The organism is Flindersiella endophytica (assembly GCF_054779015.1).
Map to the genome: position 1 here is coordinate 99,686 of NZ_BAAGYY010000018.1, position 24,073 is coordinate 123,758.

A 24,073-nucleotide genomic window follows, 5' to 3' on the forward strand; every position below is an offset into this window, starting at 1 on the left:
TCAGAGCTCCAGCCCGTCCCGAAGCGCGTCGAACGCCTCGTCGATCATGTCCGGCAACGACTCCTTGCCACCCCGGTCGATCCAGACGGCGACCGTCTCCGCCATGGCCTCGATAGCCAGCCGTACGGTGAGCCGCAGCCGCAGGTCGTTGCGATCCCGGCCGGTCGCCCGGGCGAAGTCCTCGATACCCGTCTGTACGCCGCCCTCCCGCAGGTCACGGATCGCGTTACGCAGGTGGGGGTCGCTGAGCAGCAGCTCGTGCCGCCAGCGCAGCCGCTCCGTCCGCTCCTTCTCGGCGATCTGGCTCATCACGTGCTTGAACGTGCGCCGCAGCATCTCCAGTGGAGGCTCTCCGGGCGGCCCGGCCTGCATGGTCGGTACGAACAGGTCGTCGTACTCGTCGCTGACGACCAGCGCTTCCTTGGTCGGGAAGTAGCGGAAGAACGTCGCCGGGGACACCTCCGCCGCGGCGGCGATCTGGTCGACGGTCGTGGCGGAGTAGCCCTGCCGCTCGAACAGGTCGATCGCCGCCGACCGGATCGCCTCCCGCGTCCGCTTCTTCTTCTGCTCACGCAGGCCCGGCGTGGTCATGCGTCCATTGTCTCCGTCTGGCCCAGCTTGTCGTGCAGGTAGTCGGTCACAACCGCGGCATCGGCCGGGCAGCGCAGGCCGAGGTAGCCGTCCGGGCGTACGACGAGCAACATTCCGTCGGACGGTCCGTGCGGCGTCGACTCGAGCACGTGCGCCTGGACGCCGGGCAGCTTGCCGAGCTCGTCCAGCAGGCCGGCCGTCCGCGCCCCGAGGCCGAACACCGTCCAGTGCGGGCCGCGCAACAGGTCGAACGGACCGGGTACGCGGTCGCCCGCACGCAGGGAACCCTTGCCGGGCGCCGGGCCGACCTCGCGGCTGAGTGCCGACGAGCGGTACGCCACGTCGAGCTGCCTGTTCTTGCCCCACCAGCGCCAGAACATCCTGCCGAGCGGTTTGATGCGACCCGCGACCTGCATCAGGACGGCCTGCAGGAACAACGCGGCACCGCGCCGGGTGCTGTCGCGCAGCACCTTCGCGGCCACCGGGTGGCGTTCGGCCTCGTACGTGTCGAGCAACCGCTCGTCGGCTCCGCGCACCACGGCGGCGAGCTTCCAGCCGAGGTTGTACGCGTCCTGGATGCCGGTGTTCATGCCCTGCCCGCCGGCGGGGATGTGGATGTGCGCGGCGTCGCCCGCGACAAAGACCCGGCCCGACCGGTAGTGGTCGACCATCCGGACGTTGAAGCGGTATGTCGACATCCACGGCGAGCCGACGAACTTCACCTGGGTGAGCCCGGTGCGCTCGTGGAAGAGCCGCTCGCACGACTCGAGCGTGGGCGGCTCGACGGTGCCGTCCGGGCCGGGCGTGAGGCCGGCGGTGAACCAGTACGTGTCGGCCTTCGGGTTGGGCGAGATCGCGACGCCTCCGGGCCACATGTGGTTGACCTCGTCCCGGGGCAGGCCCTCGACCAGCAGGTCGGCGACGACCGACACCCGGCCCTTGACCGCCTCGTGCTCCTGGAACTGGGTGCCGTCGATCGCCTCGAACTTCAGGCCGAGCTGTTTGCGGATCACGCTGCGCCCACCGTCGGCGCCGATGACGTACGACGCGCGGATCTGCCGCTGGTCGCCCGCCGCCGACTCGACGGTCACCTGGACCTCGTCCTCGTGCTGTACGAGATCGCGGGCGGCGCTGTCGAGCTCGACGGTGACGCCGTGGAGCTTCAGCTGGTCGCGCAGCGCGGCCTCGATGCGCGAGGTGGAGCAGAGGATTCCGCGCGGGTACGGCAGGTCGCTGCTCGGCTCGCGGTCGCCGTGCACGGTGATGTCGTTGTACCGGCCCCGCCTGTCGTACATCCGGATCGTGAACGGGTCGGTCGAGCCGACCTCGATCAGCCGGCCGGCGATGCCGATGTCGTCCATCACCTCCATGCTCCGCGCGGACAGCCCGCGCGCCCGGGTCCCGACGCCGAACGCGGTCGCCGCCTCGACGACCCGGACGTCGATACCGCGCCTGGCCAACTCCACCGCGGCGGTGAGACCGGTGGGGCCGGCGCCGACCACCAGGACCTCGCATCGTTCGTCAGACATGAGAGTTACTCCAATCTGATAGCTTCTCTCAAAAGAGAGTAACTCTCATTAGCTGCGAATGGCAAGGCCTCGGTTTCGGTGGAGGGCACGGGGTAGGCGCCGGGGATGCGCTACGACACGATCGTCGTCGGCGCCGGCTCGGCGGGGTGCGTGCTCGCCGCCCGGCTGTCGGAGGACCCCGACCGTTCGGTCCTGCTGCTGGAAGCTGGGCCGGGCTTCGGCGTCGCGCCACAGGCGCAACCGCCGGAGATCCTGGACGCCAACGACGCGACACCGACTCCGTACGACTGGGGCCACCAGGCCATGCTCGGCGCCACCGCCCGCGAGTCGCCGGTCTTCGCCGGGCGAATCCTCGGCGGCAGCTCCGCGACCAACAACGTGATGGCGCTGCGCGGCCGGCCCGCCGACTACGACGACTGGGAGGTGCCGGGCTGGAGTTTCGACGACGTGCTGCCGGCGTTTCGCCGGATCGAGCGCGACCTCGACTTCGGCTCGCGCGAGTGGCACGGCACCGACGGGCCGGTTCCCGTCCGGCGGTATGCGGACGGCGAGCTCACGCCTGCGCAGGAAGCGTTCCTCGAGTCCTGCGACGCGCTCGGACAACCCTGGGTCGACGACCACAACGCGCCCAACGCGGTCGGCGCCGGGCCGCTGCCGCTGAACGAGATCGCCGGCGTACGGCAGTCGGCCACGCTCACCTACCTCGCATCGGCGTGGCACCGGCCGAACCTCACGGTCCGTACCGACGCTCCGGTCGAACAGGTCCGGATCGAGAACGGCCGGGCGACGGGCGTACGGCTGCGGGACGAGGACCTCTCGGCTGGAACGGTCGTGCTGTGCGCGGGTGCGTACGGGACTCCTGCTCTGCTGCTGCGGTCCGGGGTGCGGGTGCCCGGTCTCGGGGAGAACCTGCACGACCATCCCTTGCTCCGGTTGCGCTTCGCCGCCCGCGGCGAGGTCTCGGACGTCCAGCGGCAGGCGCTGCTGACCACGGACGACCTGCAGGTCTTTCCGAGCGGCCTGGCAGCGGGCGAGTCCGGGCCGGAGCTGACCCTGCTGGTCGCCCTGATGCGACCGGCGTCCCGCGGTACGGTCACGCTCGACGCCATCGACAACGGCCTCCTCCGCGACGACAGGGACGAGCCGCGGCTACGCGAGGGCGTCCGGCTGGCCCGCCAGCTCGCGGCGACGCCGCCACTGTCCGACCTCCTCGAAGGGGAGATCACCGGGGCGGACGTCGTGGAGACCGCGCTGAACGTCTACCAGCACCCGGTCGGCACCTGCCGGATGGGCGAGGTGACCGACGACCGCGGCGCGGTAACCGGCATCGCCAACCTGACCGTGGCCGACGCCTCCGCCATGCCGGCGATCCCGCGCGCCAACACCAACCTGCCGGTCCTGATGCTCGCCGAACACCTCAGCACCAGCCTGCGGGACTAGAGCGGCCAGAGCGACAGCTCGCGGAATGCGCGGAGCTGCCGCGCTTCGTACTCCGCCTCTTCCGGGTCGGCCGAGGCTCCCCACTGGCCGGTCGCATGGCTGTAGGTGACCTCCATCCGGATCCGGCCGCGGACGAGTTGGGTGAGCTCCGCCTCGCCGATTCGGTCGGCCGTGCCGCCGGCGGCAACATAGGTGTCGACGAAGCGCAGTGCGCGGGTGGGGTCGAGCGTCTTGGTGATGCCACTCCACTCCGACGCGGCCCAGGCCAACTCCTGTTCCGGCGGACCGATCGACACGTCGTCCCAGTCCAGCAGCGCAACGATCCGCCTACTCCGGACGAGCACGTTGGCGCGATAGACGTCGCCGTGCAAGGGGTGCCGAACGATCCGCTTCCGCTGGAACTCCGCCAGCCAGTGGTCCAGTTCGGCGTCGACGACGTCGGGGTGCGGCTCGCGCAGCCAGCCGAGATCCGCTTGTCCCGGTCGCGGTTCCAGATCGGTCAGCCGGGCGCACGCCCTGTGCAGGCGGGCGAGCAGCCGGGCAGCCTGCGTCGCCTGCGCCTCGTCGTCCGGGTCGGCCCACGTGCCTTCGGCATACGGCCATACGCTGACCGGGCGATCGTCGACGCGCAGCACGTGGCCGCCGGCGAGCGTCGGGCGGGGTTCCGTCACCTCCGGCACGGACGCCGCTATCCGCGCAGCGATCGCGTACGACCACTCCAGCTCGGCGGACGAACGCCAGGTCGGGCCGATCCGTACCACCAGAGGACCGAAGCGGTACGACGCCGACTCCTCGCCACCGGTCAGCCGGACGCCGTCGCCGGTCAGCCGGACTCCCCACGAACGCTCGACGGCCGACCGGACGGCGTCCGTCATTGGAGTGTCGGCGGATGCCATCAGAGCGGCAGGGTGTCGATGACCTTCAGGGCGAGGTTGGGCGCCACCGACAAGACGATCGCCAGTACGCCGGTCACGCCCAGTGCGACGACGGCCGGGAGCGGGATCCGTTGGCGTTGCTCTTCCACGACGGTCTCCGGTGCCGGACGGGTGAACAGCAGTGCGGCCCAGTAGAGGTAGTAGGCCAGCCCGATCACCACGTTGACCGCCATCACCACGGCGAGCCAGCCGGCGCCGCCCTCGACGGCGGCTTGGAAGACCACGACCTTGCCGAACAGGCCGGCGATGCCCGGCGGCAGCCCGGCCAGTCCCAGCAGGAAGAACGCCAGCAGCAGCGCGAGCCCGCGTTGCTTCCAGAACAGCCCCCGGAAGTCGTCCAGCGAGCCGCCCGGTCCACCCCGCGCGAGCACGGCCACGGCCGCGAACGCGCCGAGGTTGACCACGGCGTAGATCAGCAGGTACGCGACCATCGCGCCCAGGAGGGAGTCGCCGACGGCCGGCGAGCGCGCTGAGCCGAGCGGCACCAGCAGGTAGCCGGCCTGCGCGATGCTCGACCACGCCAGCAGACGCACGGCATCGCGCTGTCGCAGCGCCACGAGGTTCCCCAGCGTCATCGTCAGCGCCGCCAGTACGCCGAGCACCGGCGACCACACCGACGCGAAGGCGCCGAACGCCTGGTCGACCACGAGCAGCAGGCCCACCAGCCCGGCGCCCTTCGACACCACCGACAGGTACGCGGCGACAGGCACCGGTGCGCCGGAGTACGTCTCCGGCACCCAGAAGTGGAACGGCACCGCGGCCACCTTGAACGCCAGGCCCACCAGCGTCAGCACGACGGCGACAGCGGCGACGCCGCGCGGCAGGTCGAACCCCGGCGTTCCTCCGGCGGCCAGCACCGCGCCGATCAGGCCGAAGTTCATCTCGCCCGTCACGCCGTAGACCAGCGCGACGCCGAACAGCATCACCGCGACCGAGACCACCGACACCAGGAAGAACTTCAGCGCCGCCTCGGCCGCCCGCCCCGAGCCGCGCCGCAGCCCGACCAGGCCGATCGCCGGCAGCGTCACCAGCTCCAGCGAGACGACGAGCGTGATCAGGTCGCGGGAGGCCGCGATCGACATCGCACCGCTCGCCGACGCCAGCAGGAGAAAGTGGTACTCCCCCGCCGGCAGGCCCGCCCCGCGGGACGGCCGGGTCGACAGCAGTACGACCACCGCCGCACCGCCGGCCGCGATCAGCTGGAACGCCAGCGTCGTGTTGTCGACGACGAACGAACAGGCAGAGCCGTTCGAGGCAAGACAGAACGCACCCCGCCGCGAGCCGGCCAGCGGCAGCATCAGCAGCAGCCCGGCCAGCAGACCGAGCAACGCCAGCACCGAGTTGACACCGCGCCGACCAACAGGCAGGAACGCGTCGACCACGAGCACGAGCACCGCGGTCAGCGCCACCACCAGCGGCGGCGCGATCGCGAGCCAGTCGACCGGCTGGATCGTAGGCACGTCAACCCCTCCCCAGTACCATCTGCACGGCCGGGTCGGTCAACGCCAGCAACGCCTTGGGATACAGCCCGAGCACGAACGTCAGCACCACCAGCGGCGCCCACGCCCACAGCTCGACCGGCGTCACATCGCGCGAGTCGACGACCGACGCCGGATGCTCCGCCGGCGGACCCTGGCAGACCCGCCTGACCAGCAGCAGGAAGTAGCCCGCGGTCAGCACCGCACCCACACCACCGACGACCATCAGCACGACGTACGTGGACCGCGCCAGCCCACCGCCGGGGTCGTACGCGCCGAGCAGCGCCAGCATCTCGCCCCAGAAGCCGGCCAGGCCGGGCAGTCCGAGGCTCGCGACCGCACCGAACGCCAGCAGCCCGCCGAGCCGCGGCATCCGCGCGTACAGGCCACCGCCCAGCAGATCGAGCTCACCCGTGCCGTGCCGGTCCTTCACAGCGCCGGCCAGGAAGAACAGCAGCCCGGTGATCAGCCCGTGCGCCACACCGGCGAACACCGCGCCGTTGACGCCCGCTCCCGTCACCGTGGTGATGCCGAGCAGCACGAATCCCATGTGCCCGACCGAGGAGTACGCGATCAGCCGCTTCAGCTCGCGTTGCGCCAGGCACGCCAGTGCGCCGTAGACGATGCCGACCGTCGCGAACGCCGCGAAATAAGGCGCCACGGCCCGCACACCGTCCGGCACCACGGGCAGCCAGACGCGGATGAAGCCGTACGTGCCCATCTTCAGCAGCACGCCGGCCAGGAGGACCGAGCCGATCGTCGGCGCCTTCGCGTGCGCGTCGGGCAGCCAGCTGTGCAGCGGCCACATCGGCGTCTTCACGGCCAGCCCGAGCCCGATCGCGAGCGCCGCCGCGATCTGCGCGCCATGGCCGACCCCGGAACCGCCGAGGTCGGCGAGCAGCTCGATGTCGAACGTTCCCGTGCCCGCGTGCACGACCAGGAACCCGACCAGCATCACCGCGCTGCCCAGCAACGTGTAGAGGATGAACGTCGTCGCCGCGCGCCGGCGGCCCACCTCGTCGTGCGGATCGCCCCAGAGCGCGATCACGAACCACATCGGGATCAGCACGACTTCGAAGAACAGGAAGAAGACCACGAGGTCGAGCGCGAGGAACGTTCCGATCATGCCGACCTCGAGCAGCAGCACCAGCCCGACCAGCCCGGGTAGCCGGCCGCCCTCGGGTCGTACTCGCGTGGTGTAGAGCAGGCACAGGAACACCAGCAGTGTGGTCAGCAGCACCATCGGCAGCGAGATGCCGTCGATGCCGAGCTTCCAGCGCACGTCGATCGCGGAGATCCACGACATGTCGGTTTCGTACTGCATCCGGCCCGCACTGCGGTAGTCGAAGCCGAACGCGACCAGCAGCGCGAGCCCGAGCGTCACCGCGCTCGTCACCACACCGAACCCGGCGACCGACGACTCCGGCACGACGCGTCGCGACAGCACCGCGAGCGAGCCGAGCAGCGGCACGGCGAGGATCAGCCACAGCAGGATGCTCATCCGACCGGAACCACCCCTACGCCGAGGAAGAGCGCCAGCAGCAACCAGAAGATCGACACCATGGTGTTCTCACCTCCCCGCCAGGACCGCGATGACGACGACACCGGCGAGCAACAGCGTGACGTAGGTCTGGACGTTTCCGCTCTGCACGCGGCGAAGCAGCGTGCCGAGCAGGCCGGCGACCTTACCGGAACCGGACACGTAGAAGTCGACGACGTCACGATCGGTGCCGACGACGAGCCGGGCGAGCCCCTTGACCGGACGGACGACCCAGCGAGCGTAGAACGCGTCCATGCCGAGGCCCGCCTGCAGAGCCGGCCGCGCCCGGCCGAGCATCGCCACGGGGTCCTCGCCGCCGAGCCGGCGCCAGGCCAGCACGACACCACCCGCCGCGGCGGCGACGAGCAGCAGCGAGATCACCGTCGTCGAGGCGTGCAGCAGGCCGTGCGGCTCGGCGGCCTCAGGGGTACGCAGGACCGCCGCCATGTCGGCCTGGGTGCCACCGGAGAACCACGAGCCCAGCCGCTGCGGCGCCAGCGCGACGAAGCCGAACAGGGCCGCGGGGACCGCGAGCACCACCAGTGGCCAGCGCATCAGCCCGGACGTGTGCGACTGGACGACCTCCGCCGCTGTGTCCTTTCTTGGACCGAAGAACACCAGCAGCCACAGGCGCGTCGCGTACGCCGCGGTCAGCGCGACGGTCGCCAGCCCGGCGACCAGCACCAGCCAGCCCGCCCAACCGGGGACCGGGCCGCCTTCCAGCGCGGTGGTCTCGGCCGCGCCGAGCACGGCCTCCTTGGAGAAGAAGCCGGCCAGCGGCGGCACGCCGGCCAGCGCGCCCAGGCCGATCGTCATCGTGACGAACGCGACCGGCAGCTTGCGCCGCAGCCCGCCCATCGCCGAGACCAGGTTGGACCCGACGGCATGGATCAGCACGCCGGCGCACAGGAACAGCAGGGCCTTGAACGCACCGTGCGACAGCAGGTGCAGCAGCCCGGCGGTGTAGCCCCCGACCGCGAGGCCGCCCAGCATGTACGCGAGCTGGCTCACCGTCGACCAGGCCAGCACGCGCTTGACGTCGGTCTCGGCCAGCGCGCACAACGCCGAGCCCAGCATGGTGATCGCGGCGATCACGGCCAGCACCGCCAACGTCACGACAGCCAGCGCGAACACCGGCCACAACCGGGCAACCAGGAAGACGCCGGCGGCGACCATCGTCGCGGCGTGGATCAGCGCGCTGATCGGCGTCGGGCCGGCCATCGCGTCCGGCAGCCACACGTGCAGCGGGAACTGCGCCGACTTGCCGACGACACCGCAGAGCAGCAGCAACGTGGCCAGCGTGGCGGTCGATGTCGGGATCGCGTCGTAGACCACCGCGGTCTGCAGGTGGCTGATCCGGAACGTACCCGCGCCGAGTCCGAGTACGAAGATGCCGAACAGGAAGCCGATGTCGCCGAGCCGTGTGACGATGAACGCCTTCACCGCGCCGTCGCGGGCATCCTGGCGTTCCCAGTGGTGGCCGATCAGGAAGTACGAGCAGACGCCCATCACCTCCCAGCCGACCAGCAGCACCAGCATGTCGTCGGCCACGACGACGAGCAGCATCGCGGCGGTGAAGACCGAGACGAACGCGGCGTACGAGCGATACCTGGGCTCGCCCTTCATGTACGCGACGGAGTAGATCTGCACGGCCAGCGCGACCGACGTCACCAGCAGCGCGACCATGCCGGTGAGGCCGTCGAGCCGGAACGCGATGTCGAACGGCACGCCGCCGGTCGGGATGTGGACGTACGCCGCCGACCGGGGCCGCAGGTCGCCGAGCAGCACCGCGCCCGCGACCGCCCAGCTGGCCAGGAACGCCAGCGTCGCGCCGACGACCGAGATCGGCCCGATGCTGCGCGGATAGCGGCGGCCGAGCGCGACCGTCAGCACGGCGGCCGCGGCCGGGCCACCGAGCGCGACGAGCCACGCGGTCACGACCTGGCCTCCTGCAACTCACGCAGCTCTGCACTGTCGACGTCGATCTGCTTGCGGGTACGGAACACCAGCAGGACGATCGCGAGCCCCAGCCCGATCTCCGCGGCGGCGATCGTGATGACGTAGAGCGTGAGCACCTGGCCGGAGTGCAGGACGTCGCCGTGCCAGGCGTCGAACGCGACCAGCAGGAGGTTGACGGCGTTGAGCATCAGCTCGACGCCCATCAGAACGGTGACGGCGTTGCGCCGGGCCAGCACGCCGTAGACACCGATCGCGAACAGCAGCGCCGCGACGACGAGCGGAAGCAGCAACGGCATCTACTCGGCCTCCTGCCCGGGTTCGGCGGTCGTACGGCGGGACAGCACGATAGCGCTCACCAGCGCGGCGAGCAGGAGGACGGACAACAGCTCGAACGCCAGCACCCAGCGGGAGAAGACGACCGCGCCCGTGGTCTTCGGGCTGCCGATGTCGGCATGCGCCAAGTCGATGGTCTGGCCGGAGAAGCCGGAGACGAGCGTCGTCACGAGGACGAGTGCGACGGCGGCCGCGACGATGCCCGCGAACACGGCGTTCTTCGACGTGAGCGAAGCCGGCTCGATCGGCGCCCTGGTCAGCATCAGCGCGAACAGCAGCAGCACCACGACCGCGCCGACGTAGATGAGGATCTGCACCCAGGCGACGAACTCCGCGGTGAGCAGCAGGAAGCAGGCCGCGAGCGCGCCGAGCGTGACCGCGAGCCAGAGCGCCGCATGCACGATGCGCTTGGTCGAGACCACCAGGACGGCGGACCCGAGTGCGATCACGCCGAACAGCAGGAAGAGCAGGTTGACCGCCGTCACTGGGCGTCTCCCCCGGCCCGGGGTGCGCGCTTCTTCGCGGCCTTGTCGAGCGCCTTCTCGGCGGCGTCGAGCTCCTTGGGCGCGGCGCCGTTCGGATCGTCGGCGGGTGGCGGCGGGACCGTCCACATCCAGTCGCGCAGGCGGTCCTTCTCATGGGTGAGCTCGGCGATGTCGGTCGCGGCGTACTCGAACTCCGGCGACCAGAACAGCGCGTCGAACGGGCACACCTCGATGCAGATACCGCAGTACATGCACAACGAATAGTCGATCGCGAACCGGTCGAGGACGTTCTGGCTGCGCTCGCGCGCTCCCGGCTCGGACGGCGGCACTGCCTCCTTGTGCGAGTCGATGTAGATGCACCAGCACGGGCACTCGCGGGCGCACAGCATGCAGGAGGTGCAGTTCTCCTCGAACAGCGCGATCACGCCTCGCGTCCGCGGCGGCAACTCCGGCTTGACGTCGGGGTACTGCTGCGTGACCGATCGGCTGGTGAGGTTGTCGAACGTCACCTTGAGGCCCTTCGCGAGCCCTTTGCCGGGCAGCTTCATCCGGCCATCACCTCCACGACTCCGGTCAGCGCGAGCTGGAACAGCGCGAGGGGTACGAGGCCCTGCCAGCCCACCCGCTGCAACTGGTCGATCCGCAGCCGCGGGAACGCCACCCGCACCCAGATCACGACGAACGCGACCGCGAACGTCTTCAACAGCGTCCACAGCCAGCCGAGCTGGTCTGCGAACGGGCCGTGCCAGCCGCCGAGGAACAGCACCGTGGTGAGCGCGCTCAGCACCACGATGCCGGCGTACTCCGCGAGCAGGAACAGCGCGAACCGCAGCCCGGTGTACTCCGTATAAGGCCCGAAGATGATCTCGGCGTCGGCGACCGGCATGTCGAACGGCGGGCGCCGCAGCTCGGCGAGCCCGGCGATGAAGAACACCGCGAGGCCGGGCAGCTGCCACAGCAGCCACCACGGCTGCCAGGCCTCGACGATCCCTTGCAGGGAAAGCGTTCCGGCGGCCATCGCGACGCTGGCGGCGGCCAGCACGAACGGCAGCTCGTACGCCAGCAGCTGCGCCGCCGCGCGGAAGCCGCCGAGCAGGCTGTACTTGTTGGCGCTGGCCCAGCCGCCCATCAGCGAGCCGAGCACGCCGACGCCCATCACGGCGAGCACGAAGAACAGGCCGACGTCGAGATCCTGGCCGATCAGGCCCGGGCCGAGTGGGATCGCGACCAGCGCGACGAGGTACGGCACGAGCGCGATCACCGGCGCCAGCTGGAAGACCCCGCGGTCGGCTCGCTGCGGAACGATGTCTTCCTTCTGGACGAACTTCACGCCGTCGGCCACCAGCTGGGCCCAGCCGTGGAAGCCGCCGGCGTACATCGGGCCGAGCCGCGACTGCATGTGGGCCATCACCTTGTGCTCGGTCTGGCCGACCAGCAGGGGCAGCACGAGGAACGCGACGAAGACCGCCAGGACCCGTAGGACGAACTCGAGGAGCTCAAGCATCGGCGTCACCCTCGGCCGTGCCCTCTTCTGTGCCCTCTTCTGGGGCTCCGGGCTGGCGCGGGCCCCACTCGTCGGGCGAGGGTACGCCCGGCGGTGACACGCGGCGGCGGCTCGGCGCACGGTGCGAATCGGACTCGCCGGGTTCCTTCGCGCCCGGCCAGGCCTTGGCGACGCGGGCGGCGAGGACGAACTCCTTGCGTAACGGGTGGCCCTCGAACTCGTCGGGCAGCAGCAACTTGTCGAGGCCGGGGTGGCCGTCGAACTCGATGCCGAACATCTCGTGGGTCTCGCGCTCGTGCCAGCGGGCACCCTTGAACACCGAGGTGGCGGTCGCCAGGCGCGGGTCGGCGCGCGGGACGTGGGTGCGGAGCACGATGTGGCCGCGGACGCCGGGGTCTCTCGGGTCGCCGAGCGCGGCCAGGTGGCAGACGACCGCGAACCCGTCGTCGAGCTCGTCGACGGCCGACAGCCAGTCGAAGAAGCGGAAGCCGTGAACGTCGCGCACGCTGGTGAGAAGCGGGATCCAGTGGCTGGGTGGAGCTTCGAGCGTGGGCGGGCCGAAGCCCTCGTCCAGGCCGATCTCGGTGTCGAGCGCCTCCGCGAGCTCGGCCCGCATCCGTTCGGCGTCGATCATCGGCCCTGCCTGTCGCCGGCCGCGTGGTCGCCGCCGCCCGCGTAGCGTTCGGGCAGCGACTCGGCGGCGATCTTCTCCTGCAGGCGGACGATTCCCTGCAGCAGCGCCTCCGGCCGCGGCGGGCAGCCGGGCACGTAGACGTCGACCGGCACGATCTGGTCGACGCCCTTGGTGACGCAGTAGGAGTCCCAGTACGGGCCGCCGGAGTTGGAGCAGGAGCCGAACGAGATGACGTACTTCGGCTCGGGCATCTGCTCGTACAGGCGCAGGATCGCCGGCGCCATCTTGTCGGTGACCGTGCCGGAGACCACCATCAGGTCGGCCTGCCGCGGTCCGGGCGCGAACGGGATCACACCGAGCCGGATGAAGTCGTGACGCGCCATCGAGGCCGCGATGAACTCGATCGCGCAACAAGCGAGTCCGAAGTTGAACACCCACAACGACCAGCGCCGGCCCCAGTTCAGGATCATCCGCAGCGGCTCGGGAGCGAGCTTCTGCAACGGGCCGACGCTCGGCATGCCGAGGTCGGTGGATGTCGTCTCTGTGCGCTTGTTCAGGTCCATGTCAACACGCCCTTCCGCCACGCGTACAACAGGCCGACCGCGATGAAGCCGAGGAACACGAACATCTCGACCAGCGTGGTCCAGCCGTACCCAGGCGCCGCGAAGACCGTGGCCCAGGGGAAGAGGTAGATCGCGTCGACCGCGAAAACGACGTAGAGGTAGGCGTAGACGTAGTAGCGCAGATGGCTCTGCGCCCAGCCCTCACCGACCGGATCGACGCCGGACTCGTACGTCAGCAGCTTCTGCCGCGTCGGCCGCCCGGCCCGCAACAGCCGCCCACCCCCCAGCGCCGCGGCCGCGAACACCCCACCCAGGAGCACGACCGCGAGCACAGTCGTGTACGTCGCGTAATAGTCGCTCGTGCTCACCCTCGCGAGTCTAGTCAGACGGCACGGATGGTGTCCCCTGTGGATAACCTGCCGGACCCGCGAGTCGAATGGGTAGTGTCCTTGCGACGGGTAAGCGCCGGCAGACGATCTGGGGGTTCTCGAACGTGGCGAAGCTCAAAGCCGCCGGTGGCTTCTTGAAGAAGATGCTCGGCGACCTGATCCGGCCAGTGAAGAAGCGTGTCGGCAAGACCGTCGGCAAGAGCGGCGACGAGGTTGCCGGCGCCGGCAAGAAGGCAGTGCCGTCGCCGTCCAAGAAGGCGAAGGGTCTCGCCGAGGCCCGCAGAAAGCGCGACGAGTTGCACGATCAGCTCGCCGGAAAGACCAAGGCGGAACGCAAGGAATGGCTGCGGCAGAACCGTCCCGGCAAGACGCCCAGTAAGAACGGGCCGTCCAGCGTGACGGGCGCCTACGACCCCGACGCCGATGTCAGCGGGGCGGGGACGACGTTCAGGGACAGGGCCAACTCCCCCTTGGGCGGATGCGCGGAGGACGACGCGCTCGACCAGATCAACAAGCAGCGGGCCGACATGGGGTTGCCACCGAAAGAACGTCACGAGGTGGTCTACACCGAGGCCTACCGCATCAACGACGACACCAGGCCTGGCGACTACATCGAGGAACCCATCTGTAAGCGGAACTGCCAGGAAGTGACCGATCCGAAGCAGTACCCGGATAACGTCGGGTCGCAACACCAAAGACCCAACGACCCGAACGACGGGCCAGCGCGGTGGGATGATCCGAACCGTACCGATATTCCCGGCGGAGCGAGTTACAACTGATGAGTGACATGCAGGATGGACCAGCCACGTGGTTCGCGATCGATTTCGACGACAACACCGACGGAATCACGAGCGAGACCGAGATCTCCGGCGCACCGGCAGCCCTGCTCCGCAGGCTGCGTGACCTCGTTCCCACCTGGCAGAGCCGGGGCATCACCCCCGGGTCGACATCGGGATGGTACGAGGACGGACTGATGTGCGTGCTCATCGACCTGACGGACCGAGGCGGCCGCATGTCACTCGGCAGCCTCCGCCTCGAGATCGACGACTCCGCGTGGGACGCCGGATGGGTCACGGCTTCGGGTGCCGGGATGGACCGGCTCGCCGAGGCCGACCCACAGGACCGGGCGGGGGCGAGTTTCGCCGACGCCTCCAGTGGCGCCGAGGCCGCTTCGAACTGGCTCGTGCGGCAGGTCGAACGCCCCATCAACCGGTACGTCTGGCGGTCCGGCGACGGGCAGGTCACGGCCCGGCTGTGGCGGCTCGAGGACACCGGAAGCCCGATGATCAGCTCGGGGCCTGCCAACCTCTGGTCCAACCCCGCATCGGCGACCGAGACCGTCCGCGTGCGACCGTAACGACCCGGGGACGACACAGCGGCGCGGCCGCGACAGGGTTGTCGCCCGGTCCTGGAGATTCGAGGACACGGGCGACGCCTGTAGCTGCCTGCTACGGCATGACGTTCAGCATCAGCGCGACGGTGCCGCCCACCGCCAGCAGGAGCGTCGTGCCGGGGTGCATCCCGATCGAGATCCGCAGGTCCTTCTTCTTCCAGACCAGCCAGGGGCCGGGCAGGAAGAAGATCACGCGGGACAGGAACACCCACGGCGACCACAGGTGGTACAGCGAGAACAGGACCGTGTTGACCACCGGTGCCCAGTTGCCGAGGTACCCGATGCGCGGCAGCAGGAAGCCTCGGAAGTAATACTCCTCGATCAGCGGGAGCGTGAACCCGGTGAACGGGATGCTCACCGCCAGCGTGACGACCATGACGGTGTGGCTGTGTCCCTCGAGGTACGTCGTGGCGCTGGCACCGGCGTCGTCGTACGGAAGCCAGGTGAAGAAGGCCTCGAAGACGGCACTGTCCAAGACGGTGAGCAGCGACGACACCACCACGAACCACACGATGAGGCCGGCGACCATCGCCACGAGCTTTCCGCGCGGCACCGGCTTGTCCAGGTAGTGCACCACTCCGCGCAGCGAGTACCGCCCGTTGCGCCGGCGGCCCAGCCAGAACAGGCCGAACTGCAGCGGATACAGGACCACGACCAGCGCGATCGCCCAGCCGAGGAACGACGGATAGTCGATCGCCCGAACCAGCGGCTGAGCCAGCAGCATGTACACAGCGACGATCAGCACACCGGGTACGAGATGCAGCGCGATCGACAACGGCAGCGAGTGGCGTTCGCTCAACAGCCGCCCGGTGAACCCTTTCAGCGGAGTGCCCTCGGCACTCGAGGTCTTCTGCGTGTTATCCATGCCGAAGACGATCGCCGGGCGCCCGGACACAGCGCTGACACCGCACTGACACGACGCCCGGCCTGCTGACAGCCCCGCATCACCCCAGGTCGAGCAGCGCCTTCGCGGCCTGGTCGCGCCAGGCGCGGTACGCCACCGGGTCCTCGGTGAACGTACGGGCGCCGGTCACGACGGCACGGGCCGACAGCGCGGCTTCGGCCCGTTGCCGTACGTCGGAGGGCGCGCCTGGGTTGGCGTCGAGCCGCTGCTTCAGCACCCACAGCAGGTTGTAGTCCTCCATCCCGTCCCGGATGTTCTCCAGGCGGATCGAGGCCATCGGGCCGTCGGGTCCCGGGTAGAACACCGAGCCGTCGCCGGCGGTCGTGCCGAACGTCACCGGGTTCCACTGCGAGAAGATGCCGTCGTCCACCAGCGGCTGCGCGGCATGGTCGGCGGGCACCCAGCGGTTGGCGGCGTAGTACAGGACACCCTCGACCCCTGCCTGGTACGACATCGGCCCCATCAGCATCCGCCCGTCGACCGGCGGGAAGCCGTTGAACCAGTTCGGGTACGGGAAGCCGGTCGCGATGTCCGGGTACCACCAGGCCTGGTCGCCGCGGGCTCGCGTGCGCTCGGCAACGGCCTGGTCGTAGAGGTTCTGCTGCGGAATCCACCAGTCGACCAGGCCGGCCAGCCCGGTGTCGACGCCCATCGAGTTGTCGCGCAGGGTCGTCGCGATCGGCAGCTCCGGGAAGCGCTGCCTGATCGCGGTGAACGTCTGCTTCGCCGCGGTCAGCATCGGCCCGGTGGCCTCGTCGAAGCCGTAGACGTACGCGCGGTCGGCCACGCCCGCCGCCTCGTAAGCCGCCATCGCGGTGCCGATCTGGTCCAGCCACCGGTCGATCTGGGCCTGCCAGGTCTCCGGGTGCGCCGGGTCGAGCAACGCGCGGTTGAGGAACAGCACGTTGAAGCGATCCAGACCGAAGTGCTCCTTGATGTACAGCACGTCCTCGACCGACGGCGGCGTCTGGACATACTTCCCGTCAGCCGTCTTCTCGACCGTGTAGATCTGGTCCGGCTGGACCTTGTAGTCGTCGAGGAACGCCCAGAACCGGTGCCGCAGCTCGTCGCGCGCGGCCGGATCGGTCGCGTGATAGAGCTCGTAGACGATCCACGGCGTGAACTGGAACGCCGTCGTCAGCTTCGGCTCGTCGGGGATCGCGAACGGCCAGACCTTCACCTGCACGGTCAGGGTGCTGGCCGGCTTGCCGTCGGCGTCGAAGGCGAGCTGGATGGTGTACGTGCCGGGCTCGGCGGTCGCGCCCGCCCGCACGCGGACCCAGTACGGCTGCACGTCGGCTGCCGCGACGTCGACGCTCGTCAGGTCGTCGCGGATCGGGTCGGGCGTCCAGCCGCTGTAGGCCGGCCGGTGGTAAGCCGAGCTCGGCGTGGTGTTCAGCGAGCCCACCGGGTCGATCGCGACCTCGAGATCGCCGGCGCCGCCCGGTCCCCGCACCGAGGCGACCTTCGCGGTGACGTTGCCGAGCGGCTCGGCGTACGGCAGCACGACCGCCTGCAGGCTTTCGGACTCGCCGCGGGCCAGGCTCAGCGTGGGACGCGTGCCGGTCGAGGCGTACGGTAGGTCCTTCGGATAGACCAGCGCCATCGAGTCGGCCGAGTCGACACCGAAGCCGGACCTCGGCGCGGCGCGGCGGGCGCCGATCGTGTTGGCGAGGCGCGGTACCCGGCGCTCGGCAGCTGTTGTACGAGTGTTGAGGCCGGCGTACGCCTCGGCGTCCGGCGCCGGACCGCCGGCGATGGCCCGCAGCGCGGCGACCTCTTCGCGGACGCTCCGTACCTCCGCGGCCAGTCGCTGGTCTGCCGGATCCGGCCGGTTCTCGACGCCCTCGGCCAGCTTGGAGAGGGTCCGGTCCAGGCCGGCCAGGACCTCGGCGTACCGGCACAGGCTCAGCAACGACACGGCGGCACGGTCGCCGTACGCGCTCTGGTCGTAGGGGTATTCGTCGACCAGCCGGAACGCGTCGTAGTAGCCCGTGACCGGTTGCGCGGCACGCGGGATCGAGACGCTGACCAGGCCGATCGAGGTGACGTCCAGCCCGGCGGCGGTGAGCGTGCCGAGCCTCACGTTGAACGGCGTCCAGCCCCGGTGGCGTACGGGATAGTCCGCGCCCCACGACTTGTTGCGGCTGTCGCGAATCGTGATCCGTCCGACCGTGTCGGCGGAGTTGTCGGTGAAGAAGTCCCAGCCCACGGCCGCGTGCCCCGACCAGTCGGTAACCGGCAGGCCGGCCGTGCCCGCACGCATCGTCAGCCCGGCGGAGCCGGACGAGCCCGGCGTACTCGCGGGCGCGACGGTGAACCGGACACTGGACTCACCGTGCGTGGGGTACGGCGCCCGGTCGATCCGGTCGGCGCCGGGAACGGACACGGTGATTCCGCCGAGGTCGGTGTCGGACTCGAAATCCTGGATGACGCCGTCGGCCGCGGGTTGCGCCTGCGCCTGCGGACCGGCCGTCGCACCGCCGACCGCGATCACACAGGTCGCGACGAGGGCCGGGACGAGACGGAGACGGGTCATCATCGGCGAGCTCCTGATCGGCGGTCTGATGCTTGTTTTAGGACGTGACCATAAATAGGCAGCGGGGTCTCGTCAAGGAAGAATGCGACTTGCCGAACGGCCGTTGACACGACCCTCCCCGACGCCTAGCTTGTGGCCCGGTCCGTTAATTTCGGGACGTCGGAGGCCTCGCATGCGCCGCTACGCGATTCGAATCACCGGCACGCTCGCCCTGCTCCTCAGCGCCGCGGTCGCGGCCACGGCCGCACCGGCGGCCGGCGCACCGGATCGGCCTGCGGGCTCTGAGAGCTGCACGCCCGGCACCGAGACGTCGTACGGCCCGGCGAGTGCCGCGTCCCCGATCGTCACCGGGCAGGTGATCGGCGACACCGCGTACACCGTGACGCGAGGGCTCGATCCGGCCCTGATCGGCGCCCTGGACCTCACGACCGATCGCGTGACCGGCACCTGGGAGGTGCCGACCGGCCTGGGCTCGTGGGCCAGCGCGGTCGTCGACGGGCAGTTGTACGCCGGCATGTACCAGCCGGCCGACGTCTACCGCTTCTCGCCTGCCGACGGCTCGATCACCAAAGTGGCAACGGCACCACGCGACCAGCTGATCTACGACCTGGACGCCGGCGACGACGGGCTGCTGGCGTACGGCGGATATCCGGCGGCGAGCGTCTACACCTACGACCCGGCCTCGGGGACGTTCCGCGACTACGGCCGGATCTCGCCGACCGACCTGTACGTGCGGTCGGTGGCGGTCACGAGCTCCACGATCTACGCCGGGATCGGCACCCACGCGCGGCTGTTCGCGATCGACCGGGCGAGCGGCGCGAAGCAGGAGATCACGCCACCCGAGATCGCCGGAGAGTCGTTCGTCTACGACCTGGAGGCGACCGAGGACGTGATCGTCGCGGGGACCGAGCCGCACGGCTACCTCGTCGTGATGGACCGCCACGACCCCACGTCGTACGACGTCGTCGAGACCGGGACCGACGGCGTGGACGCGATCGCGATCACGTCGTCGACCATCTACTTCACGACTCGCAACGAAGGGACGTTGTTCGCCTACGACCGGGCGGCCAAGACGCTTTCCCCGCTTGGGATTCCGGCGCCTGGGGAGGGTGCGCGTGAGCTGTTCGTCCGGGGCGACTCACTGGTCGGGTTCGCGGGCAGCGGTGCGGTGTGGACGTACTCCCTGGCCGCCGGCACGACGAAGCTGACCCGGCTCGCGGAGGCCGGGCACCCGACCGCGCCCGAGCCGCCGCAGACACTGACGGTCTCCGACCACGCCGTTCACGTGGCGGGGCACTGGAGCATCACACGGCACGACCGCTCTACCGGCGCGACTCGCCAGTTCCCCATCCCCGGCGAGGCGAAGTCGATGGTGACGGTCGGCTCGACCGTCTACGCGGCGATCTATCCGGGGGCGTCGGTGTGGTCGTACGCCGCCGACGACCCGTCGCCGCGGCTGCTGGCCGACATCGGTGAGGAGCAGAATCGCCCACGGGACATGGAGTTCAACCCGGCGACACACCAGCTGGTGATCGGCTCGCGGTCGAACTACGGCGTACCTGGCGGCGCGCTGACGCTGGTCGACGTACGGGACGGCTCGCAGTCGGTCTTCCGCGACCTGGTCCCGAACCAGGCGATCAACGCGGTGGCGACCAGCGCTCGCACGCCGATCGTCTACGTGGGCAGCGAAATCTACGTCGAGGGCGGAACGCCGATCGCGCCGGAGGCTCGGCTGGCGGCGTTCGACCCGCGGACGGCCACGAAGCTGTGGGAGGTTTCGCCGGTGCCAGGCGCGCCCGCGATCTGGGACGTGGACCTGATCGCCGGCCGGCTGGTCGGCGTGACCGAACAGGGCGCGGCGTTCAGCGTCGACCCTGCGACGGGCGCGGTGCTGGCGTCCCGAAAGCTGCCGGCGGGCATGACGCTGGTCGTCGCCGGCGGGAAGCTCTACGGCGCGAGCGCGGGACAGCTCATCCGCCTGGATCCTATGACGTTGGCCGGCGAGGTCGTGGCGACGAACCTGAAGGCGGGCTGGTACTCCACGCCGCAACTCGCCGCCGACACCGGGTGCGGGCTCTACACCCTCCGGGGCCGGGATCTCACCCGCTTCGCCGTCGCCCGCTGACTTCCACCAACGGTGCTCCGAGGTTCCAGGGCGGCGTCAGGCCAGCAGGCGTTGGAGGAACTGCTGGGTACGTGGCTGCCGCGGGTTGTCGAGCAGCTCGTCGGGAGTGCCCTGTTCGTGCACGATGCCGCCGTCGAGGAAGCAGATCCGGTCGGCCACCTTGCGGGCGAAGGCCATCTCGTGGGTGGCGATCACCATCGTCATCCCCTCCGACTTCAACTCACCCAGGAGCCCGAGGACCTCGCCCACGAGCTCCGGATCCAGCGCCGACGTCACCTCGTCCAGCAGCATCAGGCGTGGAGAGTTCACCAGCGCCCGGACGATCGCGGTCCGTTGTTGCTGGCCGCCGGAGAGCCGGTCGGGGTACTCCCGTGCCTTCGCCGCCAGCCCGATCCGCTCCAGCAGGTCCATTGCCTGCTGCTCGGCGTCGGACTTGCCGCGCCTGTGCACGCGTACGGGCGCGAGCGTGATGTTGTCGAGCACCGTCATGTGCGGGAACAGGTTGAACGACTGGAACACGATGCCGATCCGCTGCCGCACCTCGTCCACGTTCACCCGCGGGTCGGTGATGTCGCGGCCGTCCAGCAGCACCACGCCGTCGTCGACCTGATCCAGGAGGTTGACGCACCGCAGCAACGTCGACTTGCCCGAGCCGGACGCGCCGATCAGCACCACGACCTCGTGCTCGGCGACCGCGAGGTCGAGGCCGCGGAGCACCGGCAGCTTGCCGCCGAACGCCTTCCACACGCCCTGGCACTCGAGAACGGTGGTGCCGGTCATCACGCCGTCCCTTCGGCCGACTGCCGCCGCGCGGCCCGCAGCGTCACCCAGTCGGTGATCGCCACCAGCGGAATCGCCAGCAGGATGAAGAGAAACCCCGCCACGAGGTACGGCGTGAAGTTGTACGTGTGGCCGACCTCGATCTCCGCCGCCCGGACAGCGTCGATCGGACCGGCCAGCGAGATCAGCCCGACGTCCTTCTGCATCGCCACCAGGTCGTTCAGCAGCGGTGGCGTCACCCTCCGGACCGCCTGCGGCAGCACCACGAACCGCAGGGTCTGCCGGTACGACAGGCCCAGCGACCGCGCCGCCGCGCGCTGGCTCGGATGCACCGACTCGATCCCGGCCCGGAAGACCTCGGCCAGGTACGCCGCGTAGACCAGCACGATCGCCGCGGCGCCGAGGACGAGCACCGACGGCGTGCCCTGCAGGCGCAGGCCTGGCACGCCGAGCGCCATCAGGTAGATCACGATGATCAGCGGCACGCCGCGGAAGGAGTAGGTGTAGCCGACGCCGATCGCCCGCAGTGGAAAGAACACCGGTCCGCGGACCGTACGCATCAACGCGATCAGCAGTCCCAGCGCGAGCGCGCACACAGCACAGGCCGCGAGCAGCCGGATGTTCAACCACAACCCGGCAAGGATTTCCGGCAGCGACTCGAACGCGACGCTCGGCGAGAGGAACGACTCGCGCACGCGGTCCCAGCCGGGCGCGCCGGTGATGCCGAAGTACAGCAGCGCTCCGACGACCAGCGTCGAGATCGCCGCGATCACGACCGACCAGACGCTCTGCCGCCGGCGGTACCGTTCGCGTTCCTGCTGCAGCGCGCTCGGCTGATGTGCCTCTGGCGTAACCGACATCCGGCCGGTCTTACTTCAGGACGGGCGCGCCGGCCACGTCGGCCAGCCACTGCTTCGCGAGCTGGTCGAGCGTGCCCTTCGAGCGCAGTGTGTCGACCGCCTTGGTGACGCACGGCGTGAGCGGCGATCCCTTGTCGAGAACGAGACCGAACTGCTCCGCCTCGCCCGCCACCTGCTCGACCTGCCCGATGATGACGGAGTTCTCGATCTCGGCGCCGGTCATGTAGAACGCGGTGGGCAGGTCGACGACCAGCGCGTCGATGCTGCCGTTCTGCAAGGCCCGCTTGGCGTTGTCGTTGCTGGGGAACACCTGCGGCTGCTTGCCGGGCTTGACGACGTTGGTGATGACGTCGTAGCTGGTCGTGTTGACCTGTGCGCCGAGCACGCCGTCCTTCAGGTCGGCGATCGACTTCGCGCCGCCCAGCTTGCCGGACTTCAGCGCGATCACGGCCTGCGTCGCGTCGTAGTAGGACGAGCTGAAGTCGACGGCCTTCTTGCGTTCGTCGGTGATCGTGAACTCGTTGATGTCGAAGTCGAAGTCCTTCGGACCGGGCTGGATCGCGTTGTTGAACCGCACCCGCGTCCACGTCACCTCGCCGGTCTCGAAGCCGAGCTCCTTGGCCACGGCGTAGGCGACGGCCGACTCGAAGCCCTTGCCGTTGTCCGGCTTGTCACCGACGAACCACGGCTCGTAGACCGGCTGGTCGGTGGCGATGGTGAGCTTGCCCTTGGTGCGGGTCTGCAGACCGTCCTTCGCGCACGCCGCGGGGTCGGCGGCCGAGGCGGTCGCGGACGTCGAGTTGTCGGGCGGCGCCGACGCCCCGGTCCGGTTGTCCTCCTCCGGAGCACAGGCGGCGAACAGGCCGGCGGCCGTGAGGACGACGAGTCCGAACATCAACGTGGGTGTGCGCATGCCTGCTCCGTGTTGTGCTTGCGATGCATTGACGAACCTGGGGCGGGGAAACCGCGGCCTCAAGAATACGGGCGGTGAGCTCAGACGCCAGGCACGCCGGTGCTTCCCCGCACCACGAGTTCGGTGGCCAGGTCGATTCGTTCGTTCGCGGGTGAGTCGCCCCTGGCGAGGGTGAAGACCATGCGGGCGGCCGTCGTCGCCATTTCGCGGAGGGGTTGGCGGACGGTCGTCAGGGGTGGGTCGAACCACTGGGCTACCGGCAGGTCGTCGTAGCCCACGATCGACAGGTCTCCCGGAACGTGCAGGCCGAGCTCGCGGGCCGCCCGCAGCACGCCCAGGGCCTGGAAGTCCGAGCCGGCGAAGATGGCGGTCGGCCGGCCGGGACGGGTGAGCAGGCCGAGCCCGTGTTCGTAGCCGCCGTTGACGTTGAAGTCGCCGTAGCGGACGAAGTCCGGATCGACCGCGACCTCGGCGGCCTCCAGCGCCGTGCGGAAGCCGTCCACCCGGGCGCGGCTGCAGAGCATCGTCGTCGGGCCGGAAATTACGGCGATCCGGGTGTGACCGAGGGCCAGCAGGTGACGGGTCGCGGCCAGGCCGCCCGCCCAGTTGGCCGATCCCACCGTCGGTACGTCCGGCGGAGGTTCGCCCGCGGTGTCGAGGACGACGAACGGGATGCTGCGCGCGGCCAGTTGCTTGCGCTGCTCGCCGTCCAGCTCCGTCAGTACGAAGATCACGCCCAGCGGGCGGCGCGCCAGCAGGTCGCTGAACCACTCCCGCTGCGGCCGGTGCGCCCCATGGAACTCCGACAGCACCACGGCCGCACGTTCGCCGGCCGCCGCCTCCTCCACGCCGCTGATGATCTCGGTGGCCCAGGCGGAGTGCAGCTCGTGGAAGACCAGATCGATGAGGGCCGGACGGGAGGAGTTGCGCGCCCGGCGCCGGCGGTACTGGCGTAGCTCGATCACGCTTTCCACCCGCGCCCTGGTGTGGGCGGCGACATCTGGCCGCCCGTTCAGGACCTTGGAGACGGTCGGGACCGAGACGCCGGCTTCGGCGGCGATGGACGCGATCGACGCCGGGCGTTCGGCACTCGCCCCGGAACCGGCACCGGAACCCGCGCCGATCCCAGGTCCGGCCGAGCCGTTCTCGTCTGGCGTACTCATGGCGCGCTCCCATCCG

At 70.0% G+C, this 24,073-nt stretch carries 22 protein-coding genes and 1 pseudogene; 4 read left to right on the forward strand and 19 right to left on the reverse strand.

Annotation, left to right across the window (positions count from 1 at the left end):
* Both ACYVF6_RS19550 and ACYVF6_RS19555 read right to left on the reverse strand, forming a co-directional pair.
* Positions 1 to 591: a TetR/AcrR family transcriptional regulator gene (locus tag ACYVF6_RS19550; RefSeq protein WP_460523285.1), complete on the reverse strand. Its 591-nt coding sequence runs from the start codon at positions 589 to 591 to the stop codon at positions 1 to 3.
* Positions 588 to 2,120 (reverse strand): FAD-dependent monooxygenase, encoded by a 1,533-nt coding sequence (locus ACYVF6_RS19555; protein WP_460523287.1) that lies wholly within the window; start codon positions 2,118 to 2,120, stop codon positions 588 to 590. Before ACYVF6_RS19555 ends, ACYVF6_RS19550 begins: the two co-directional genes overlap by 4 nt.
* Positions 2,121 to 2,225: 105 nt before the next feature.
* Here ACYVF6_RS19555 and ACYVF6_RS19560 point away from each other — a divergent pair, with 105 nt between their 5' ends.
* Positions 2,226 to 3,560 carry a GMC family oxidoreductase gene (locus tag ACYVF6_RS19560; protein ID WP_460523289.1) on the forward strand — a complete coding sequence of 445 codons (1,335 nt, stop codon included), beginning with the start codon at positions 2,226 to 2,228 and terminating at the stop codon, positions 3,558 to 3,560.
* Here the strand turns inward: ACYVF6_RS19560 and ACYVF6_RS19565 are convergent.
* The 11 genes and pseudogenes from ACYVF6_RS19565 to ACYVF6_RS19615 all read right to left on the reverse strand — a co-directional run bounded on the left by ACYVF6_RS19565 (position 3,557) and on the right by ACYVF6_RS19615 (position 13,359).
* Positions 3,557 to 4,456 carry a phosphotransferase enzyme family protein gene (locus ACYVF6_RS19565; protein ID WP_460523291.1) on the reverse strand — a complete coding sequence of 300 codons (900 nt, stop codon included), beginning with the start codon at positions 4,454 to 4,456 and terminating at the stop codon, positions 3,557 to 3,559. The genes ACYVF6_RS19560 and ACYVF6_RS19565 overlap by 4 nt on opposite strands.
* Positions 4,456 to 5,955, reverse strand: coding sequence for an NADH-quinone oxidoreductase subunit N (locus ACYVF6_RS19570; RefSeq protein ID WP_460523293.1), 1,500 nt, complete (start codon positions 5,953 to 5,955; stop codon positions 4,456 to 4,458). Before ACYVF6_RS19570 ends, ACYVF6_RS19565 begins: the two co-directional genes overlap by 1 nt.
* Position 5,956: 1 nt before the next feature.
* Positions 5,957 to 7,474, reverse strand: a complete 1,518-nt coding sequence (locus ACYVF6_RS19575) for a complex I subunit 4 family protein (protein WP_460523295.1) — start codon at positions 7,472 to 7,474, stop codon at positions 5,957 to 5,959.
* 69 nt (positions 7,475 to 7,543) lie between these two features.
* Positions 7,544 to 9,451 (reverse strand): NADH-quinone oxidoreductase subunit 5 family protein, encoded by a 1,908-nt coding sequence (locus tag ACYVF6_RS19580; protein WP_460523297.1) that lies wholly within the window; start codon positions 9,449 to 9,451, stop codon positions 7,544 to 7,546.
* Positions 9,448 to 9,768 carry an NADH-quinone oxidoreductase subunit NuoK gene (gene nuoK / locus ACYVF6_RS19585; RefSeq protein ID WP_460523299.1) on the reverse strand — a complete coding sequence of 107 codons (321 nt, stop codon included), beginning with the start codon at positions 9,766 to 9,768 and terminating at the stop codon, positions 9,448 to 9,450. The genes ACYVF6_RS19580 and nuoK overlap by 4 nt, the downstream gene beginning before the upstream one ends.
* Positions 9,769 to 10,290 (reverse strand): NADH-quinone oxidoreductase subunit J family protein, encoded by a 522-nt coding sequence (locus ACYVF6_RS19590; protein ID WP_460523301.1) that lies wholly within the window; start codon positions 10,288 to 10,290, stop codon positions 9,769 to 9,771.
* A 197-nt stretch (positions 10,291 to 10,487) separates the two neighbouring features.
* Positions 10,488 to 10,679: pseudogene (locus tag ACYVF6_RS19595) on the reverse strand (4Fe-4S binding protein); the annotation flags it as partial.
* A 155-nt stretch (positions 10,680 to 10,834) separates the two neighbouring features.
* On the reverse strand, positions 10,835 to 11,794 hold the full coding sequence (gene nuoH / locus ACYVF6_RS19600; protein ID WP_460523303.1) for an NADH-quinone oxidoreductase subunit NuoH: 960 nt from the start codon (positions 11,792 to 11,794) through the stop codon (positions 10,835 to 10,837).
* Positions 11,787 to 12,428 (reverse strand): NADH-quinone oxidoreductase subunit C, encoded by a 642-nt coding sequence (locus tag ACYVF6_RS19605; RefSeq protein WP_460523305.1) that lies wholly within the window; start codon positions 12,426 to 12,428, stop codon positions 11,787 to 11,789. Before ACYVF6_RS19605 ends, nuoH begins: the two co-directional genes overlap by 8 nt.
* Complete coding sequence (locus ACYVF6_RS19610) at positions 12,425 to 12,991, reverse strand: NADH-quinone oxidoreductase subunit B (RefSeq protein WP_460523307.1); 567 nt, start codon at positions 12,989 to 12,991, stop codon at positions 12,425 to 12,427. The genes ACYVF6_RS19605 and ACYVF6_RS19610 overlap by 4 nt, the downstream gene beginning before the upstream one ends.
* Positions 12,982 to 13,359 (reverse strand): NADH-quinone oxidoreductase subunit A, encoded by a 378-nt coding sequence (locus ACYVF6_RS19615; protein WP_460523309.1) that lies wholly within the window; start codon positions 13,357 to 13,359, stop codon positions 12,982 to 12,984. The genes ACYVF6_RS19610 and ACYVF6_RS19615 overlap by 10 nt, the downstream gene beginning before the upstream one ends.
* 125 nt (positions 13,360 to 13,484) lie before the next feature.
* On the opposite strand from ACYVF6_RS19615, the gene ACYVF6_RS19620 reads away from it, so the two are divergent.
* The gene (locus tag ACYVF6_RS19620) at positions 13,485 to 14,159 is read left to right on the forward strand and encodes a hypothetical protein (protein ID WP_460523311.1); all 675 of its coding nucleotides are present in this window, start codon (positions 13,485 to 13,487) and stop codon (positions 14,157 to 14,159) included.
* Between the two features lie 8 nt (positions 14,160 to 14,167).
* Positions 14,168 to 14,737 (forward strand): hypothetical protein, encoded by a 570-nt coding sequence (locus ACYVF6_RS19625; RefSeq protein ID WP_460523313.1) that lies wholly within the window; start codon positions 14,168 to 14,170, stop codon positions 14,735 to 14,737.
* A gap of 91 nt (positions 14,738 to 14,828) precedes the next feature.
* Here ACYVF6_RS19625 and ACYVF6_RS19630 read toward each other — a convergent pair whose 3' ends face one another.
* Entirely contained in the window at positions 14,829 to 15,638 is an 810-nt protein-coding gene (locus tag ACYVF6_RS19630) for a lysostaphin resistance A-like protein (RefSeq protein ID WP_460523315.1), read from the reverse strand.
* A 79-nt stretch (positions 15,639 to 15,717) separates the two neighbouring features.
* Positions 15,718 to 18,219, reverse strand: coding sequence for a DUF4091 domain-containing protein (locus ACYVF6_RS19635; protein WP_460523317.1), 2,502 nt, complete (start codon positions 18,217 to 18,219; stop codon positions 15,718 to 15,720).
* Between the two features lie 169 nt (positions 18,220 to 18,388).
* Here ACYVF6_RS19635 and ACYVF6_RS19640 point away from each other — a divergent pair, with 169 nt between their 5' ends.
* Positions 18,389 to 20,341: an outer membrane protein assembly factor BamB family protein gene (locus tag ACYVF6_RS19640; protein WP_460523319.1), complete on the forward strand. Its 1,953-nt coding sequence runs from the start codon at positions 18,389 to 18,391 to the stop codon at positions 20,339 to 20,341.
* Positions 20,342 to 20,377: 36 nt separating this feature from the next.
* On the opposite strand, the gene ACYVF6_RS19645 is transcribed toward ACYVF6_RS19640, so the two are convergent.
* The 4 genes from ACYVF6_RS19645 to ACYVF6_RS19660 all read right to left on the reverse strand — a co-directional run bounded on the left by ACYVF6_RS19645 (position 20,378) and on the right by ACYVF6_RS19660 (position 24,057).
* Positions 20,378 to 21,121: an amino acid ABC transporter ATP-binding protein gene (locus ACYVF6_RS19645; RefSeq protein ID WP_460523321.1), complete on the reverse strand. Its 744-nt coding sequence runs from the start codon at positions 21,119 to 21,121 to the stop codon at positions 20,378 to 20,380.
* Positions 21,121 to 21,981: an amino acid ABC transporter permease gene (locus ACYVF6_RS19650; RefSeq protein ID WP_460523323.1), complete on the reverse strand. Its 861-nt coding sequence runs from the start codon at positions 21,979 to 21,981 to the stop codon at positions 21,121 to 21,123. The genes ACYVF6_RS19645 and ACYVF6_RS19650 overlap by 1 nt, the downstream gene beginning before the upstream one ends.
* 10 nt (positions 21,982 to 21,991) lie before the next feature.
* Positions 21,992 to 22,894, reverse strand: coding sequence for an ABC transporter substrate-binding protein (locus ACYVF6_RS19655; protein ID WP_460523325.1), 903 nt, complete (start codon positions 22,892 to 22,894; stop codon positions 21,992 to 21,994).
* An 80-nt stretch (positions 22,895 to 22,974) separates the two neighbouring features.
* Positions 22,975 to 24,057 (reverse strand): LacI family DNA-binding transcriptional regulator, encoded by a 1,083-nt coding sequence (locus tag ACYVF6_RS19660; protein ID WP_460523327.1) that lies wholly within the window; start codon positions 24,055 to 24,057, stop codon positions 22,975 to 22,977.
* Between the last annotated feature and the right edge of the window lie 16 nt (positions 24,058 to 24,073).